The organism is Psychrobacter sp. 1176_08 (assembly GCF_052850615.1).
In genome coordinates, this window is sequence record NZ_VXCU01000004.1 from 61,334 (window position 1) to 79,520 (window position 18,187).

At 44.7% G+C, this 18,187-nt stretch carries 16 protein-coding genes; 6 read left to right on the forward strand and 10 right to left on the reverse strand.

What is annotated here, in order from left to right; genetic code table 11:
- Window positions 1-11: 11 nt before the first annotated feature.
- The 4 genes from bioD to coaD all read right to left on the reverse strand — a co-directional run bounded on the left by bioD (window position 12) and on the right by coaD (window position 2,970).
- Entirely contained in the window at window positions 12-752 is a 741-nt protein-coding gene (gene bioD, locus FW759_RS06265; RefSeq protein WP_443571538.1) for a dethiobiotin synthase, read from the reverse strand.
- Window positions 749-2,059, reverse strand: coding sequence for an adenosylmethionine--8-amino-7-oxononanoate transaminase (bioA, locus tag FW759_RS06270; protein WP_443571537.1), 1,311 nt, complete (start codon window positions 2,057-2,059; stop codon window positions 749-751). The genes bioD and bioA overlap by 4 nt, the downstream gene beginning before the upstream one ends.
- 54 nt (window positions 2,060-2,113) lie before the next feature.
- Window positions 2,114-2,362 carry a YfhL family 4Fe-4S dicluster ferredoxin gene (locus FW759_RS06275; RefSeq protein ID WP_087042101.1) on the reverse strand — a complete coding sequence of 83 codons (249 nt, stop codon included), beginning with the start codon at window positions 2,360-2,362 and terminating at the stop codon, window positions 2,114-2,116.
- An 86-nt stretch (window positions 2,363-2,448) separates the two neighbouring features.
- The gene (coaD, locus tag FW759_RS06280) at window positions 2,449-2,970 is read right to left on the reverse strand and encodes a pantetheine-phosphate adenylyltransferase (protein WP_443505430.1); all 522 of its coding nucleotides are present in this window, start codon (window positions 2,968-2,970) and stop codon (window positions 2,449-2,451) included.
- A 249-nt stretch (window positions 2,971-3,219) separates the two neighbouring features.
- Between coaD and smpB the strand changes: the two genes are divergently transcribed.
- Window positions 3,220-3,696 carry an SsrA-binding protein SmpB gene (gene smpB / locus FW759_RS06285; protein ID WP_062843801.1) on the forward strand — a complete coding sequence of 159 codons (477 nt, stop codon included), beginning with the start codon at window positions 3,220-3,222 and terminating at the stop codon, window positions 3,694-3,696.
- A gap of 121 nt (window positions 3,697-3,817) precedes the next feature.
- Here the strand turns inward: smpB and rarD are convergent, their stop codons facing one another.
- Window positions 3,818-4,840, reverse strand: a complete 1,023-nt coding sequence (rarD, locus tag FW759_RS06290; protein ID WP_446442467.1) for an EamA family transporter RarD — start codon at window positions 4,838-4,840, stop codon at window positions 3,818-3,820.
- A 381-nt stretch (window positions 4,841-5,221) separates the two neighbouring features.
- On the opposite strand from rarD, the gene FW759_RS06295 reads away from it, so the two are divergent.
- Together FW759_RS06295 and FW759_RS06300 are read left to right on the forward strand one after the other, a co-directional pair.
- Complete coding sequence (locus tag FW759_RS06295; protein WP_095569108.1) at window positions 5,222-5,689, forward strand: Lrp/AsnC family transcriptional regulator; 468 nt, start codon at window positions 5,222-5,224, stop codon at window positions 5,687-5,689.
- A gap of 310 nt (window positions 5,690-5,999) precedes the next feature.
- A complete protein-coding gene (locus FW759_RS06300; protein WP_446442468.1) occupies window positions 6,000-6,779 on the forward strand; it encodes a hypothetical protein in 780 nt (259 codons plus the stop codon).
- Between the two features lie 91 nt (window positions 6,780-6,870).
- On the opposite strand, the gene FW759_RS06305 is transcribed toward FW759_RS06300, so the two are convergent.
- Together FW759_RS06305 and FW759_RS06310 are read right to left on the reverse strand one after the other, a co-directional pair.
- Window positions 6,871-7,488 (reverse strand): hypothetical protein, encoded by a 618-nt coding sequence (locus tag FW759_RS06305; RefSeq protein ID WP_446442469.1) that lies wholly within the window; start codon window positions 7,486-7,488, stop codon window positions 6,871-6,873.
- A 10-nt stretch (window positions 7,489-7,498) separates the two neighbouring features.
- Window positions 7,499-8,908 (reverse strand): ammonium transporter, encoded by a 1,410-nt coding sequence (locus FW759_RS06310; RefSeq protein WP_446442470.1) that lies wholly within the window; start codon window positions 8,906-8,908, stop codon window positions 7,499-7,501.
- Between the two features lie 379 nt (window positions 8,909-9,287).
- On the opposite strand from FW759_RS06310, the gene FW759_RS06315 reads away from it, so the two are divergent.
- The 3 genes from FW759_RS06315 (at window position 9,288) to FW759_RS06325 (ending at window position 13,225) form a co-directional block, all read left to right on the forward strand.
- Window positions 9,288-11,735 (forward strand): YgiQ family radical SAM protein, encoded by a 2,448-nt coding sequence (locus FW759_RS06315; RefSeq protein WP_446442471.1) that lies wholly within the window; start codon window positions 9,288-9,290, stop codon window positions 11,733-11,735.
- Between the two features lie 280 nt (window positions 11,736-12,015).
- Window positions 12,016-12,429: a hypothetical protein gene (locus tag FW759_RS06320; protein WP_095569111.1), complete on the forward strand. Its 414-nt coding sequence runs from the start codon at window positions 12,016-12,018 to the stop codon at window positions 12,427-12,429.
- A 259-nt stretch (window positions 12,430-12,688) separates the two neighbouring features.
- Window positions 12,689-13,225, forward strand: a complete 537-nt coding sequence (locus FW759_RS06325) for a hypothetical protein (RefSeq protein ID WP_446442472.1) — start codon at window positions 12,689-12,691, stop codon at window positions 13,223-13,225.
- A 36-nt stretch (window positions 13,226-13,261) separates the two neighbouring features.
- On the opposite strand, the gene FW759_RS06330 is transcribed toward FW759_RS06325, so the two are convergent.
- The 3 genes from FW759_RS06330 to ligA form a co-directional block, all read right to left on the reverse strand.
- Window positions 13,262-14,122 carry a MauE/DoxX family redox-associated membrane protein gene (locus FW759_RS06330; protein WP_446442473.1) on the reverse strand — a complete coding sequence of 287 codons (861 nt, stop codon included), beginning with the start codon at window positions 14,120-14,122 and terminating at the stop codon, window positions 13,262-13,264.
- Between the two features lie 229 nt (window positions 14,123-14,351).
- Window positions 14,352-15,911, reverse strand: coding sequence for a hypothetical protein (locus FW759_RS06335; protein WP_446442474.1), 1,560 nt, complete (start codon window positions 15,909-15,911; stop codon window positions 14,352-14,354).
- 77 nt (window positions 15,912-15,988) lie between these two features.
- Window positions 15,989-18,112: an NAD-dependent DNA ligase LigA gene (ligA, locus tag FW759_RS06340; RefSeq protein WP_446442475.1), complete on the reverse strand. Its 2,124-nt coding sequence runs from the start codon at window positions 18,110-18,112 to the stop codon at window positions 15,989-15,991.
- Window positions 18,113-18,187: the final 75 nt, after the last annotated feature.

The window sequence follows — 18,187 nt, forward strand, 5'->3', positions numbered from 1 at the left end:
AACAGAAAAATTTAAATAAAATCTTTCGGTAACGCTAAACAATGATCATCTACCAGTATATCGGCATGAGTGGGGACGGCGTTATTTAGATAAGGTATTTGTAACCAATGCGTGGCTGGATAGTGTTGTTTAAGATACTGCTGAAGAAAATCAATCGTGCTATTGGCAATCTCAAAATCCGTATTGTCAGTGTCGTCATGGATATGATTATAAACAACACTATGTACAGATAAACCGCGTGCTGTGATGGCTTCTAAACTGAGTAACGTATGATTGATACTGCCCAAGCGCCCCGACGTAACCAATACGATAGGATGGCCTTGCTCAGCAATATAATCCAAGGTAAGTAGGTGCTCTGTAATCGGCACAAGCAAACCACCTGCGCCTTCTAATAAAACCACGTCATAATTCGCTTGTAAGCAGTGCGTCGCTTCAGTAATCATCTCGATATTAAGCGTTTGCTTTGACAATCTTGCGGACAGATGCGGTGATGCAGGTTTTTCGTAGCGGTAAGGACAAGTGGTAAAATCCAAATCACACGGCTGTAACGGCAGGCTCATTAATTGCCGATGCATGATAATATCATCGGCAATGCTCATCTCACCGCTACATTCATCGACTGCGACGCCCGTTTGGACTAGCTTTTGAGTAATGATATTCGTACCCTGCTGCATAAGCGCCTTAGCAAGCAAGCCTGTTACGTAGGTTTTGCCAATGTCGGTATCGATACCAGAGACAAATAACACGCTCATGGTTGACCTCGATTTTCTAAATACGTATGAACCACTTTTAACAGTGACTGACACAAAGTGATAAGCTCATCATCAGTGATAATATAAGGCGGCATGATGTATACCAGCTTACCAAATGGTCTGACCCAAATACCATGCTCAATCAGCAACGATTGAAAAATGGGCATATCGACTGCTGTTTCTAACTCAATCACAGCGACTGCACCCAAACAACGTACCTCGGCTACACCTACTAGCAGTGCAGCTGGGGATAATTGTTGCTCCATCGTGCGTTGCATATTAGCGGTACGCGTTTCGATATCGTAAGACAATATCAAGTCAATCGACGCACAAGCGACGGCACAAGCGAGCGGATTGCCCATAAAGGTCGGTCCATGCATCAGCGCTGGATAGTCACTATGATGAATCGTATCTACAACCTTGCGCGTGCATAAAGTTGCCGCAAAGGTCATATAACCACCCGTCAATGCCTTACCAATCGTCATAATATCAGGGCTGATATCAGCGTGTTCACAAGCAAATAGCTTACCGCTACGACCAAAACCAGTGGCAATCTCGTCCGCAATCAACAATACGTCATGTTCATCACATAACTGCCGCAATAGCTGCAAATACTCAGGACTATAAAAACGCATACCACCTGCGCCCTGAATAATCGGCTCGATAATAAATCCTGCCAGCTGCGCGCCGTGTTCTACAAAGAACTCAGATAAGGCCGCACGATCCTCCGTCGTTAGAGCACGCTCAAACCCGAGTGGCGGCGCTGGTACAAAGTGCTGCATTGGCAGCTGTTTGCCATACAAGCTGTGCATACCATTCACGGGGTCGCACACGCTCATGGCGTGCCACGTATCACCGTAATAACCTGAGTGGGTTGAGGCAAACTGCTGCTTAGTAGGGCGATTGGCAGCAGTTTGATATTGTAAAGCCATTTTTAGGGCAACCTCAACCGCGATACTGCCACTATCGCCATAAAATATCGCCTCAAGTCCAGCAGGGACAATGTCGAGTAGCTTTTTGCCCAAATCGATGGCGGGCTGATGGGTCAAACCACCAAACATCACGTGCGCCATTTTACCTAACTGTTGCACAATCGCCTCATTGAGCGCGGAATGATTGTAACCGTGAACACTCGCCCACCACGATGACATACCATCGATGAGACGAGTGCCATCTTGGGTAACAATATAGATCCCATCGGCATGGTCAATCACAATATTACGGTAAGTCGGTGGCAGGCTGGCGTATGGGTGCCAAAGGTGCTTTTGATCAAAATCGCTTGTTGACTGAAGTATATCTGTCGTCATGGTTTTGTCCCTAAAACGTGTTACGTCTACTCTTAGCTATGCTTTTTCCATCATTTACTGACCTGTAATACGTTTGTATTTGGCCAATAAATCATTTTCGGTTTCGACATGGTTTGGGTCATGAGGAATACAATCAACAGGGCAAATCACCACGCATTGCGGCTCATCAAAATGACCCACACATTCGGTACACAAATCAGGGTTAATGACATAAATATCATCCCCTTCTGAAATCGCCTCATTCGGGCAGGCAGGCTCGCAGACGTCACAATTGATGCATTCATCAGTGATTAATAGCGCCATAAACTGCTCCTTTTTAATTTGCTCAAATCGTTTGTCATATAGTTGATGCTAAATACAGTAGGTACAAAAGATATTAGTAATCCAATCTATTTAAGATTCAACTTTTCAATAAATGCTTGCGAGACACAGGGCGGGACAAATTTATTCACATCACCGCCAAGCTTGGCAATTTCACGAATCATGGTCGATGAGATAAAGGAGTAATTTTGAGAGGGCGTCAAAAAGACGGCTTCAAAGTTTTCATCAAGCTCGCGGTTCATATTGGCCAGCTGAAACTCATACTCAAAATCTGACATGGCACGCAAACCGCGTAAGACGGCGGTGGCGTTTTTTTCGCGCATAAAATCGACGAGCAGCCCTTCAAAGCCAATCACCGATACCTGCGGCAAGTCCGCGAATACGGTTTTGACCAAAGACACGCGCTCCTCAAAATTAAACAGCGGTTTTTTATGATGACCTGAGGCGACAGCAATCACCACCTCATCGAATAGTTTGGTGGCGCGTGTGACCAAGTCCACATGACCGTTGGTAATGGGGTCAAAAGTACCCGGATACAAGATTTTGGTGTGTAGCTTTGATGAATTGGCAGAAGACGTAGGAATGCTCATAGCGTGACTAATAGGTTCGGTAGTATTAGGGCATATGCTAGCAAATTTTGCTCAAACTTAATACTTATCTGCTACATTTGTCCTAACAGCTGACTTACCTTTTCATCAGCGGCTTTGCTACAATACTTGGTTCGACTCATCTGTCTTATCCGTCAAGCAAAAGACAAGCTTGATGCTAGGATTAGCATGAGGAATTAGTAGGATTGATTATAAGAGCGCTGTATTTTTATCCGTTCTTATGGAGAAATTATGTCGAAAAAATCAAAAAAACCGGACAATCAGATTTGTGCCAATAAAAAGGCGCGTCATGAGTACTTTATTGAAGAGGCCTTTGAAGCTGGTCTGGCGCTGCAAGGTTGGGAAGTCAAAGCGATTCGTGCGGGGAAAATGACCATCACGGAAGCTTATGTGATCTTTCGCAACAACGAAGCTTTCTTATTCGGTGCGCATATTCAGCCGTTGTTATCCAGTTCAACGCACGTCAGCCCTGACAGTATGCGTACTCGTAAACTGCTGCTCAATCGCCGTGAAATTGAAAAGTTATTTGGTGCGGTCAATCAAAAAGGCTATGCCTGCGTACCCTTGTCTTGCTACTGGAAAAACTCACTGGTAAAATGCCAAATTGGCTTAGCATTGGGTAAAAAACAGCACGACAAACGAAAAACTCTTAAAGACCGTGATTGGGAACGTGATAAGCAGCGCGGCTTTAAGCAGCATCTAGGCTAAAGTGCGATATTCAAAAGTCTAAGGTCACTCTATAACAGATTGGTTGACAGCAAAAAGGAGGATCCACTTCATAGTGAGTCGTCCTTTTTTGATCAATTGATTAGGGCGTTTCTCTAATGCTTTACACCACTTCCGCCATTTTTGTGACTTGTATGTCTCTATGAGCTTGGCGGAACTGACGCACACCGTGGACAATCAAACAAGCAATGCCAAGCCAAATCAACCCATAACTATAAATCATGGCCGATTCAAAAGGGTTGCCCAATATCGTTATGGCCAAAATAAACAACAATGCTGGCTCTAAATAGCTCATCATGCCATAAACATTGACTGGTAGCATTTGGCTGGCATCAATGTTGGTTTTCATTGCCAACACACTAAGCAGTCCCAATCCTGCCAGCATCGCGATAAAAAAACCTGACCCTGTCACCAGCATTAAGCTACTTGGCTCAAAGAAAAATAAATACGCCAAAGCAAAGGGAGCAAAAATGGTCAAATCAACCAACAACCCAGTGATGGCACCGATACCTTGCATACGGCGCAAGATATAATAAATAGGATACGTACCGCACACCCACAGCGTTGCCCAAGACACGCTTTGCGTACGTACAATCTCACTGCTCACGCCCAATACCGCCAGTGCCACTGCCAGCCATTGTAGACGGCTCAACTTTTCGCCAAACAAGACGCACCCAAATATCACCATCATTAATGGGAATAAAAAATACCCCATCGCTGTTTGGACGCCTTGACCATTCACGGGTGCCCATACAAACAACCAAAGTTGACTGAGAAAGATCGGCATTGGTAACAGCAGCCAAGCCCATTGCTTTACGGTGCGTAATGCTTTTAGCTTATTGATGTGTAGACCAAAGCTGCCACTCACCCATAAATACCCAATCAGCACCGCCCACATCGCAAGCATTCGCCAGATGAATACTTGCGTGCCTGATAACGGCGCTAGAAAGCTGCTATAAGCATAAAGTACGCCAAACAATACATTGGATAGCACGGCCAATATCACACCCACTATCAAGGTACGTTGTTGAATGCTACCTGCTGTCCAAATGGTCGGCAAAGGCACACGCGAAACAGCGGTTGCTACTGTATTGGCAAATACATTCGATAGCATTGAGGTAGACATATAAGCACCATAAATTTGAGTATAGTCATTTCCACATAAAAGAGATGCGTTCAAAGCAGCGTTATTTTGGGATACATTTTTCTCGCTTGCTGTGTCCTTCGTACTCCAGAGGCTTCGCAATATTTATCCCAGAAGTACTGTCTTCTTTTAAATGAAATCGACTATAGATGTAAAAAAGCTGACTGTTCTTTTATAGAGCAGCATCGGTTGTTAATATCTATTTTACTAATGCTTTAAGATAAAATTTCTCTATCCAGAAAAATTAATGAGAAAAATTATTGTATTTCTTCTGATATCTGAATTATTTATCATTTTTTGATTTATAGTGACAACTTATAATGATACGGAAATGTATAACCCTACGGTGCTAGGAGAAAAACGATGAGTGAAAATCTGGACGCGATCGACAAAGCGATTTTAAATTTGCTACAAGATGATGCGACGCTACCCTTAAAAACAGTGGCAGAACGGGTTCATGTGTCTATTGCCACGGCTCAACGCCGTATCCAGTTGCTGATCAGCAATGGTGTCATTACCAAGCAAGTCGCTATTGTTGATCCTAATAAGGTGGGCTACGGGCTTACGGCCGTGGTGATGATAGAGATGGCGCGCTCCAATAACTCTATGCAGCATCGATTTGAGCGCTTGATGCATGCACAGCCACAAGTCATGAGCTGCTATGAAGTGTCTGGTGATGCCGATTTTATGCTGATGGTGAACGCCAAAAACATGAACGACTACCATCAATTTACGCGCGGTTTACTAACCTACGAAAATAACGTGCGTCACTTTACCAGTCAGTTTGTGATGAATTTTACTAAGAGTGGCACAAAAATTTTGCTCGATTAAAAATAAGTCTGTGATCATCGAAGATAATCGGTCTATGTAGTCAATGATGAGTAGATAAACCCCAATCAAACAGAGTAAGATGTAAACGAAAGTTTGATCATAAAACGACATACAATCGATTCACTATAAAAACAAGACAGCGCGACTGGGATACATTTTTTGCAGCCTCTGTATTCGCAGCACTCAAGGAAAATGTGTAACAGTCGCCTCTAGCCTGCAGTGTATCGATATTATGTCGAACGAGTTATAAATTCATCATCAATCAGCATCATTCACCAGATAGCATCGGTATAGATAAGGAAATCCTACTATGAGCCAGTACAAAGACCCTGCCTTTAATAAGCCGCAAAAAGCAGATAGCCGCAAACATAAAAAGACGTTGCAAGCACAGTTGAATGTAAAAACAGTCGTGATAGGCGCAGCGCTCACTACATTACTCGCCAGCTCAGGCTGTGCCACCAGCTCATTGCTAGAGAGCAATAGCCAATTTAGTACTCAAACGACAAAAACCATTTTGTCTGAAGATCAGATTGTGGCTTTTGGACGTCCTGCTCAAGCTCTACCAAAAACGCCGAATGCAACCATGGTCATCGTTGGTGAAAAAAACAGCTATGTGTTGACCCAAGGCGGTACGGAGATGGTCAGCTTATTGAGTAATTTGACGCCAAAGAACATTCAAGTTGATAACGACATGAGTTTTTATGTGCCCAATAATAATGGCTACTTTCAAGGAGAAATGAAGCTGTCTTACGCCAAATTAAAAGATGAGTTTAAGCGTTCAGACTATCAATTCTTTTTACAAAATAATGGCCGTGATTGTACCTCTGCCAGTGATCAACGTATTGATGCACAGCGCTTTTGTTTTAGTGTTCCTGTGAAAGGTGCTATTTATCCGCAGGTCAGTAATTTAAGCATGATTCAGTCAAATTATCGCGCTTTGAGCAAACCTTATACGGTCAGCTTTTATACACAAACGCAGCAAGACCAAATCAACCGAAGTGGCACCAATGCCGCGCAGAAACTAATCTTACTGCCTTTTGCGCTTGCCTTTGACGTAGTGACTTTCCCCTTTCAATTACTGGACAATTAACAGTATTTTTGTCCGATTCAGGGGCTGTTTGAATGTGTGGCACGTTATGAATACGCTTCTATACGTATTCGTAACGTGCCCAATTGACGTATCAAAATAGTTTTTCGACGACGGCTTTTGGATAACTTTGTTTGGCCGTCTCAGCGGCTCGAAACAAAATGTCGTCTGCTTCAACGGGGCCTGCAATGTCACACAGATACACATAGACAAGCTGCACCACATTATTCAACAGGTATTCATCATCAGGCACAGGTGGGCGACTGCCCTCTAAAAACTGACTCATATTGATAACATGCCCCTTAAAGGTGCGTTCTTGCGAGACAGCTTGGTGCACATCTTGAAACAGACTGCGACGTTCTGATGCGGTCAATTGCTTGCTCAGCGTTTCCATCACGGTATAAAACACTTCCACCACTTCAGACGTAGGTATTTTTTCAGTTACGTCCTTGCTATGGCTGTCCGCTGTTTGCAGATTGTCTGCCTGCATCGTATCCCAAAAACCTTTACGAATATCAGACTTGTACACTTGTAGCTCAGGATAGCGCCTCGTCGCATCCAATACGCATTGCTGCATCATTTTTACAGAGACTATCGAGTACTGTTGCCACTGACGAGTGAGTAGCCGCACCTCTTCAGGGTTCAGATATTCTGCCAATACATCTGCCATCGCGGACACGGTTTGATCTACTGATTGAGTATCCATATTCATCCGTTTGCTCCTATAAATGACGCTCGGTGAGAGTTTTGGTATCAAACATCTGCTTTTGAAACTCAGGATAACCTAGCTCAGCATGCTCAGTATAATCAAGGCCGCGCTGCTCATGTAAACGGCTTGCCTTTAGTCCAAAACTTAAATCAATCAGCTTATACATCACGAGACCCAATCCCAATCCCCAAGCGAGCGCCACACCAACGCCTAACGCTTGTACGCCCACTCGTGATAGGTTGAATAAATCTCCTGTATAAAACAATCCCGCCGCCAGCGTTCCCCATGCACCGCCAAAACCATGCACGGCAACGGCCGAAACCACGTCATCTATTTTGAGCTTCAATAAAGCTTGCGTTGATAAGACATAGACGACGGAGGCCACCGCCCCAATGATAATAGCAAAGATAGGCGAGGTTGTGGCACAGCCTGCGGTAATGGACACCAAACCAATCAAGCTTGCGTTGACGCTGTCGCTCAGCAAAATCGCTTTGTTGAGCGTTCTTGATATCAGCATATAACTTACGACCGCGCTGACCGCCGCGATGAAGGTATTGACTGCGATCAGACCAATATTGCCTGTGATAGACAACGTCGAGCCAGCATTAAACCCGAACCAACCAAACCATAAGATAAAACCGCCAAGCGCCAACAAAGTCATGTTGTGGCCTGCAATCAATCTGGGCGATCCATCTGGCGCGAAGCGGCCAAGCCTTGGGCCGATGACCAATATACCTGCCAGCGCCAACCACCCACCGATAGAATGCACTACGGTAGATCCAGCAAAGTCAATAAACCCAAGCTCAGCCAACCAACCTGACCCGCCAAAATAGCCGCCCCATACCCAACTGGCGAATACTGGATAAATAAATAAGCAAATCAGACACGCAGCGACCGCATAGCCGATAAACGATACGCGCTCTGCCATCGCGCCACTCGCAATCGTCACCGCTGTTGCCGCAAACATCATCTGAAAAAACATCACCGCCCAGTCCATATTGGACAAATCGACTGGCATAAAATGATCGGTACCGACAAACCCTGTCTGATTGCTGCCCATCATGAGCCCAAAACCCACCAAATAAAATGCTAGTCCACCAATACACATATCGGTGTAGTTTTTCATCATGACGTTGACCGCATTTTTTGCGCGTACTGATCCGCTCTCAAGCAAAGCAAAACCTGCCTGCATAAAGAACACCAAGACGCCGCCCCAAATAATCCAAGCAATGTTTTGGTACTCAAGCAGCTGTGCCACCGTTAAGGTCTCTGCTGCCGCAGCATGGGCACGACTTATCGTTCCCAATAGCAGCACACTGAACAGTGGCAAAAGGCGCGACCATGATTTTGGCAAAATCTTGGCTTTGTTTAGCCCAACAGGATTTAGCGCAACAGCATCTAGCCCAGCAAATGATGGTTTCATCTTCTCTCCAAACATTTATCTATCCCAAAAAATTTTATTGATGCACTGTTTTTACGCATGAATGCACACCAATAAGCCCTACTATTGCTGGAGCAAAACCTATGCCAAATCCTATTTTCTTGTATCAGGAAATACGCTTGCTTTTATAAAAACAGACAGTTGTTAATCAATTTATCAATCTGACTTTATTATTACGTGCATTGTCTAATAACTTGCTTTATATATGCAGTTTCTCTTACGCTATCAATAACTTATCCCTACCTGAGTCGAATTCATGTTAAAATGAGCGTTTTTAAATTAGCCATCCATTCCAGCATTAACATATTCGTTAATAACGGCTATATTTTTAGTACATTTTTTCTAATCAACAGGTCCGCCCATGTCTGCCGATACCATTGCCCGCACCGCCTTTAAACAAGGCACCAAACCACTTTATGATTACGACAAACATTGGGCGAGCTGCTACGAGCCTGCGCCTTACCTACCTATGAGCCGAAAAGAGATGGACGATTTGGGCTGGGATGCTTGTGATGTCATTATCATCTCAGGGGACGCTTATGTTGATCATCCAAGCTTCGGTATGGCGATAATTGGTCGCCTGCTAGAATCGCAAGGCTTTCGCGTTGGTATCATTGCTCAGCCCGATTGGAAGAGTAAAGACGCCTTTATGGAACTTGGCAAACCTGTCTATGCTTATGGCGTGACCGCAGGCAACATGGACAGTATGATCAACCGCTATACTGCTGATCGCAAGATTCGTAGCGATGACGCGTACTCTCCAGGCAATGTGGCCAACAAGCGCCCTGACCGTGCGGCGATTGTCTATAGTCAGCGCTGCCGTGAGGCCTATCCTGATGTGCCGATCATCTTAGGCGGTATTGAGGGCAGTTTGCGCCGTATCGCGCATTATGATTATTGGTCAGATAAAGTCCGCCGCAGTATTTTGATGGATGCGCGTGCCGATGTTTTGCTTTATGGTAATGCTGAGCGTGCCATCGTCGATGTGGTACATGGTCTCTCAAAAGGCTATAGCTTTGAGCAAATGAGTAAGTTGCGTGGGACGTCTTATCTATTGACCCCAACGCGTCGTCATTGGCAAGCAGGCATGACCGAAGTTGCCAGTAACGATGTCGATACTGTCGGCCGTGTTGATCCGATCATCAACCCGTATGTGATGACCGAAGACGTTGATAGCTGTTCAATCGAGCAAAACAAGCCATCTGACTCGCCTGTTGGGCAAGCGATGCCGTCGTCAATGTCCTCGCAATATCAGGGCTTTGTCGCAGAACCTGTCACCAATAAGATTATCAACGCTGAGCAAGTGGACGAAGAGACTCAAGTGGTACAACTGCGCGGCTTTGATAAGCCTATGACGGCACGTAAGCATAAACTCAAAATGCCACCACGCGAGCAAACGGTCATTCGCCTGCCTGATTATGAGCATGTCAAATCTGATCCTGTGCTCTATGCGCATGCCAACCGCATCCTACATCTTGAGACCAATCCGGGTAACGCACGTGCGCTGGTGCAGCGTCATAGTAGCGGCGCAGGTAACTCTCACACCTCTATCGATGTGTGGCTCAATCCGCCACCGATTCCACTCTCAACCGAAGAGATGGATTACGTGTTTGACTTGCCGTATGCGCGTTTGCCGCATCCAAGCTATGGCGATGCGCGTATCCCTGCTTATGACATGATTAAGTTCTCGGTCAATATCATGCGCGGCTGTTTCGGTGGTTGTACCTTCTGCTCAATCACCGAGCACGAAGGCCGTATTATTCAAAATCGCTCAGAAGAGTCGATCTTGCGCGAAGTAGAAGCCATTCGCGATACCGCACCTAACTATACTGGCGTGATATCCGACCTTGGTGGGCCAACAGCCAATATGTATCGTCTGAGCTGTAAAGACGAAACCATTGAAAAGAACTGCCGTAAGCCGTCTTGCGTCTATCCTGATGTCTGCGAAAACTTGCTGACCGATCACAGTAATTTGACCAAGCTATATCGCAAAGCGCGTGATATCAAAGGCGTGAAAAAAATCCTTATCGCGTCTGGTCTGCGTTATGACTTGGCGGTTAAAGACCCTGAGTATGTCAAAGAGCTTGTCAGTCATCACGTTGGCGGCTATCTCAAGATTGCCCCTGAGCATTCTGAAGAAGGCGTGCTATCGAAGATGATGAAGCCTGGCATGGGCAGTTATGACCAATTTAAAGCCATGTTTGAGCAATACAGCCAAGAGGCAGGCAAAGAGCAATATCTGATTCCTTACTTCATCGCCGCCCATCCGGGCACCAAAGATGAAGACATGATGAACCTTGCCCTTTGGCTAAAAAGTCATGGCTACCGCGCTGACCAAGTACAGGCGTTTTATCCCAGTCCAATGGCGACAGCGACCACCATGTACCACACCCACAAAGACCCACTACGTAAAATCAGTCGTGATGAAGGCGACATGGATATCGTCAAGTCTGGCAAACAACGCAAATTGCATAAAGCGTTCTTGCGTTATCATGACCCAAAAAACTGGGTAATGCTGCGTAAGGCATTGCAAGATATGGGTCGCAGTGATCTGATCGGTAAAAACCGTGGCTGCTTGATTCCGCCATTCAATGCCAGCTTGGAAGGTCGCGATGCGGCGCAAGACAGCTATCAATCTGCGCGCAAAAAGAACAGTCGTCTTGGCAATGACTCAGTGAAGCGTAGTCATACTTCTTCAAACAACCCAAATGCTGGTAAAAACACTACCAGCAAGAACACCAAAAAGCGTGTAAGTAAAGGCAACTTCCAAACCCAGCATACGGGTTTACCACCACGCAAAACCAAATAGTTCAATTGGCTTTACAAAAAGCGCGTATCGGCTATGAGGTTGATACGCGCTTTTTTATACCAGTCAATTTTTCTTCTGAAGATTGATAACTCACCTGTGACGTTATTCCAAATTTATCTGAAAGGAGTGTTACATTAGTCAATGATCGAGTAACGAAGCAAACATGTAACAAACAATTTCTAACATTCTCCAAGAAAGCTTTTGGTTACCATAAGCGCTATATGCTTAACGCATTGTTAAATAGAAATGTACGATAATTCTGATATTTTTGGAGAACCCGATGAATACTTTAACTAAAATTGTAACTGCCCTACCTGCCCTTGCCTTACTGAGTGCGTGTGCCACCACGGCTCCAACGACGCCGAATGCATCAGACACACCTGTGAAAGACAGCATGCCAGATGCCGCTTATGACCGTATGGCAGCAGCTCCTTATACCTGTACTGATAACAGCAAAATCATGGCAAAACAGTCTATTAATAAAAATCAAGCCATGATCAATGCTACCTTGCCAAAAGTAAAATGGACAGAGCAAAAGATCGTCTTAAACGGCGGTGTACAAGGCGATACAGCAAGCTATGTGAATGACTCAAACCCAGAAGCAACCTATGCATGGCACATGAAAGGCGACAAAGGCATCTTCGCTATCAAATGGGCTAACGGCAAAGAGTATCAAGTAAACTGCCAAATCTAATAATATAGAATATTTAAAAATTGGCTTTTAAAAAGCAGTCACTAAAAACAGTCATCATTGGATGGCTGTTTTTTTATGTGCGTTTGTTAAGGTCATCATGACAAAAATCATGATAGGACATCCGCAGCCTCATAAATAGTTTCATTAAAGTGAATAGTTTGGCGCTTTTATCTAGAGAAGCGCTGGGAAACCTGTCAAAATAGCGATTATAGACCCCACCACTACTGTGGTTGTCATCAATAATAAAGAGGATACGTCGATGGCTAAGCGCCTCACAAGTATGATCATCATTGCAGCGGCCAGTATGTGGGCGCTGACTGGATGCGACCAAGGTGCTGAAACCGCCAGTCAATCCTCCGAGGCAGCAGGAACAACCGTAGAGACGTCAGCCGTGACTACCCATACTATTGATTGGTCGCTAGTCGATAGTGGCGAAACGCCTGCCAATCTCGCAAATTATCAGTATCCGTTTGCGCTCGATAGCCAAAACGTTCTTGATTATGCCGATTACTTCGATGTAGACACCGCTACCGCTCAGCATAATCTGACCATCAGTATGGCGAGCAATGAGGCACTGTCTAAAGTGTTGGATCAGTTGAGTGAACAGTATGTCTCACATGAGCTGACCGATGATGACGAGATGAAGTTGATCATTCATACCACACCTGATGTCGCTGCTAGCAGTTATGATTATGTACTGTCAGACAAATTCGCTAAAGGGCTGCTATTACCGATCGAAATCAAACCTGACGGCAAGAAAGGTGATGTGAAGGCGCATGGAGAGGTGGTAGAGTAGCTCGATGTATTTTTTACACATCATCAAACCACTTGATTATAATAAAGCGCGAATCAGCATATAACTACCCATACCGAACATCATGATGTTTTCGGTCAAAGAGATCGCGCCCAGTGGCACGTTACTATCGCCGCCGACGCAGGCGCATTTTAGCTCGCGCTTATCGATATAGACGGCTTTAATAACCGATACCCCGCCAATTAAGCCGATGATAAAGGCGACCAAACCCGCAATCGGATTGAGCCAAGGCTGATCGGCAAGCATAGCGATACCGGCGAACGCTTCTAAAAACGGATACACATAGGCATAGCGTACCACGCGGCGTGCGAGTAAATCATAACCCAAAAACCCCGTCGTAAACCCTTCTAAATCCTCAAGCTTTTTAATCGCCAATACACACATGGACAGCGCGACAAACCACATAAGCGCTTGCATCGATAAGACGCTGACGGCAAATGCCCAGCATAATGCCAGTGTCATCAGCGCGGTAACAGCAAATATCGCAATAATGGGCGCGTAAGTGGTGTCGTCGTCTGTCTCGGGTTCATGATTGCCCAAAAATACTTGCAGTTCATCATTACCGCCAACACGCTTGCCATCAATAAAGATCTGCGGCGTGGTCTTGACCCCAAGCGTCTCTTTGACCAGTGTATTCTCATCTTGGGTCGCGATATGGCGATCAATGATGTCATAGCCTGCGTGCTTGAGCGCATCGATTGACTTGAGGCCAAACGGGCATAGATGGTCTGGCATCACCATACGAAAGATGATAGCTTTCTGCCCGCCCTTCTCTTGGATATGCTCGCCTTGTAGGGTATCGATGAGATGCTGTACTTGCGGACTTTGGCTATTGCCTATGGTGTCGGACTCAGACTGATGATTGGTATGGTCTGCCATAACGCGCTCCTTACGTTTTGCTTATTCACTGCTTGATAATGACTTTTTTTATCTCCGTGACTATTATTTTATAGGTATCAATAAGGGCGATCTGAATCAGTCTTGTTAACTTTGTTAGGTTTAATGATAAGTGATCGGTTTTGGTGAGTTGTCCGTAGAGTACAGTCTAACTAAGGAAGGTGCGAAGAACAAAGGTAGGTGGCGTGCGCTGGATTAACGCACGCTTTTTTTAATGGCTGGTTGGTAAGCGATAAGGATTGTTTGAAAGGTCGATTTTTATTTTTTTTCCTAAACTATTCGTACCGCACAATAGCTTTGCCAAATAAGGCTGATATTGCGTTGCGGCTGGTGCGATGTAGATTTTATCTAAATGTGGCTTTACCTCTGGCTCGTATTCTACGTATAGAAACTTGCCAAAGTCCATCTGCACTCTAGGATCATCTAGTGACGTAATATATACCATGCGACATTCCTGCTCTTCTTGAAATGCTGAATGCTTAACTAGATATTTTAGAGGTAGGATTATCATATCCAATAAGCTATCTATTTCAGCTGAATCTTCTTTACTTAGGTTGTTTAAAGACCTCTTCTTATCTATAGCACCGTTATAAATATTTTTTAACTCTACAAACGCCTCTCTAAAATCTTCGGTTTTCTTTTCTATATAATTCTCATATTCAATGCACTCAATTTCGGCTTTAGCGATACTACCTCCTTCCAAATTTTCACGACCAAACTCACGGAAAAATGTTAGGCGATTCCTCTGAGCTAGATGGATATAGTCGGAAGTAGGATCAATATAAACACATCTCATGACTGATTGCTTTTCTATTCTCTTAACTGAACTATCTTCTTTATCTGAATTATTATTTACATTTTTTATTGTTCTATCAATAGATATATTAGTCATACTAGACTGAGTATCAGTTTCCTTAAAGAAATCTTTATTAAAAACCAAACTAACACCAGAGGCTTCTTTGTTATCTTCTTTTCCATACAATCTAAATTGATTCAAGCTATCATGGTTGAAAGTAAAGCAGCTAATAAACGCATGCAACTTTTCATCAAAATCAGGCTTATAAAAAGAGTTCTCTTTCACGGAATCAAGGTAGTTTGTAAGCAATTTACCTTCGCTAGGGTCATTAACATTATTGATGGTATTTAAACGAAAAGCGCTTGGCTTGTCTTTATTTTCTTCTTTAGAAAGCAGCTTATTGGTTGTATATGTACCTGTATAGTGTGCCAGTTTTCTTTCAGGAGCTTGCTCGTCTTCTGATAAAGGAAGAAAATCTAGTTTTAAGATGTCTATAATTTCTTCTACCTTGCCTTTCAAATCGTTACTCATCTCTCCTATTTTCTTAGTCTCAACATTCATTTTTAATTTGCATATTTTTTCATAGCAGCTGGACTGATATGAATAAGAACCTTCAATTAATTTAAATAAATTTAGAGATTTTATATAATCATCTTGGTAAAAATATTTTTTTGCAACCTCAAGAGCATCGCCTCTTATGTCATCAAAAATATCCTCTTTAAAATCATTAGAATTATGTTTAGTACCTTCTAAGAACTCAACTATAGAGTCATAAGAAGCATCTAAATCATTAATACCAAAGTATTGATTAACAAATATAAGTATTAATGCTTTATAGTAAATAGCACCATCATCTTTTCTTATATTCTTTAAATACTTCACACCTAATTCATATTTTCTATTCCTATCCATGTAGTCTTCTAGCTCAAACTGAGCACTTATATATTCTTCATCACCATCTTTTTCACGCGTCACCTTTTGCAACTTCTCAACTTCTCAACTTCTTTCCGAGTTTCTTCGTCTAGACCTTCCATGTCATCAATATTCATACCCTACTCCCCAATCATCGCCAAAAACTCATCTTCACCCACCACTTTGACACCCAGCTTTTCCGCTTTTGCCATTTTTGAGCCAGCCTTTTCGCCTGCCAATAGCGCAGTGGTTTTTGCGGAGATACTGCCCGAGACTTTTGCGCCCAGCGCTTGTAGTTTGGCTTTGGCTTCATCACGTGCCATGCTACTAAGCGCACCCGTGATGACCCACGTTTGCCCATCGAGTGGCAAACCCGTCGTCGCCTTTTGCTCGACTTTATCCCAGTGCACGCCTGCTTCACGCAGCGCGGTGATGACTTCGATATTGTGCGGCGCACGGAAGAACTTATAGGTCAGCTCTGCGGTGATTTCGCCCACATCAGGGGTTTTTACTAAAGTTTCAATATCGGCAGTCATTAAGGCGTCAAGATCACCAAATTGCTGCGCGAAGTTCTGTGCCGTCCCTTCGCCAACGCCCCGAATGCCAAGCGCATAGATAAAGCGAGCCAGTGTCGTATGCTTGCTGGCATCGATGGCATTGATGATGTTTTGAACGGATTTTTCGCCCAGTTTTTCAAAATTAACCATCGCGTCCTGATGCTCATGGAGCTTATAGATATCAGCGACGGTTTTGACCAGACCATGCTCAAAGAAGCTAATGAGCCAGCTTGCGCCTAAGCCATCGATATCCATGGCACGACGCGAGACGAAGTGAATGAGCGCCTCGGTCTGCTGTGCGGGACAGAACAGACCGCCGGTACAACGTGCTAACGCTTCGTCTTCGGGCAAGACTACAGGCGAGTCGCAGACCGGACAAGTCGATGGCAAAGTGACAGGTTCGGAGTTTTCTGGACGCTGATCTGTCCAAACGCGTGTGACTTTGGGAATGACGTCGCCTGCACGGTGGACACTGACCATGTCGCCTGCGCGCACATCCAAGCGCTGAATCTCACCAAAGTTATGCAAGGTGACATTGCTGACGGTGACGCCGCCGACTTTGACAGGTTCGAGCTTACCGACTGGCGTGATTTGTCCTGTCCGTCCAACTTGCCATTCGATGGCATGCAAGCGCGTCATGACTGTTTCGGCAGGGAACTTATAAGCCGTTGCCCAGCGCGGCTCACGCGATAAAAACCCAAGTTGTTGCTGTAACGCAAGGCTGTTGACCTTGATCACCATGCCATCGATTTCGAACGGCAAATCATTACGCCCTTCTATCACCGACTCATAATAGGCTTGCGCCTCTCTTGGATTTTTTATTACCTCCACCGCACTGACGCTAAAGCCAAGGGTTTTTAGCCATGCAAGCGCGTCTGATTGGGTCTCGATATTTTCAGGCAAGCCCTGATTGACCGAATACACATAAAACGCCAATGGGCGACTGGCTGCTACGCTTGAGTCTAGCTGACGTAAGCTTCCAGCGGCCGCATTGCGTGGATTGGCAAAGGTTTTACCTTCGTTCTCTTCGGCAAGTCGGTTTAAACGCTCAAAACCCGCCTTTGGCATCAGCACCTCACCGCGCACTTCTAACAATTCAATGTCGGCAGCATCAGCCAACCAAAGCGGCAGATTGCGAATGGTCTTGGCATTTTGGGTGATGTCTTCACCCGTCTGCCCATCACCGCGCGTGACCGCTTGGACAAACTTGCCGTGCTCGTATTTCAATGAGACTGCCAGACCATCCAGTTTTAGCTCCATCTCATACTCAGGGTTTTGCTGTGAGACGCTAAGGCGGTCATTGACGCGGCGCATAAAATCGCGCAAATCATCGTATTCAAAGACATTGCCCAGCGATAGCATTGGAATGTCATGCGTCACTTGAGTAAAGGCGGATAACGGTACATCGCCAACTTGATTGATCGGACTGTCAGGCTGCACCAAATCTGGATATGCTTCTTCTAATTCGAGCAACGTGCGACGCAATTGATCGTATTCGCTGTCTTCTAAGGTAGGATTGTCGAGCACGTAATACGCGTAATTATTCGTCTTAATCGTCTCGATCAACGTGCGCATCCGCGAGACAATCTCTGTGCTATTAACCACACTGCCATCGGTCGAACTGGCTATATTAGATGTTGCAGGTGCTTTTCTTTCCACTTGAGCAGATAGGTTTTTAGAATTATTTGGTGAGGTAGAGTCGGTCATAGTGGGCGTCTTTTTTGCGATTCAAGATGTCGATATGATAACAAGTTTGCAGGATGCTCGGATAATATTTTAAAG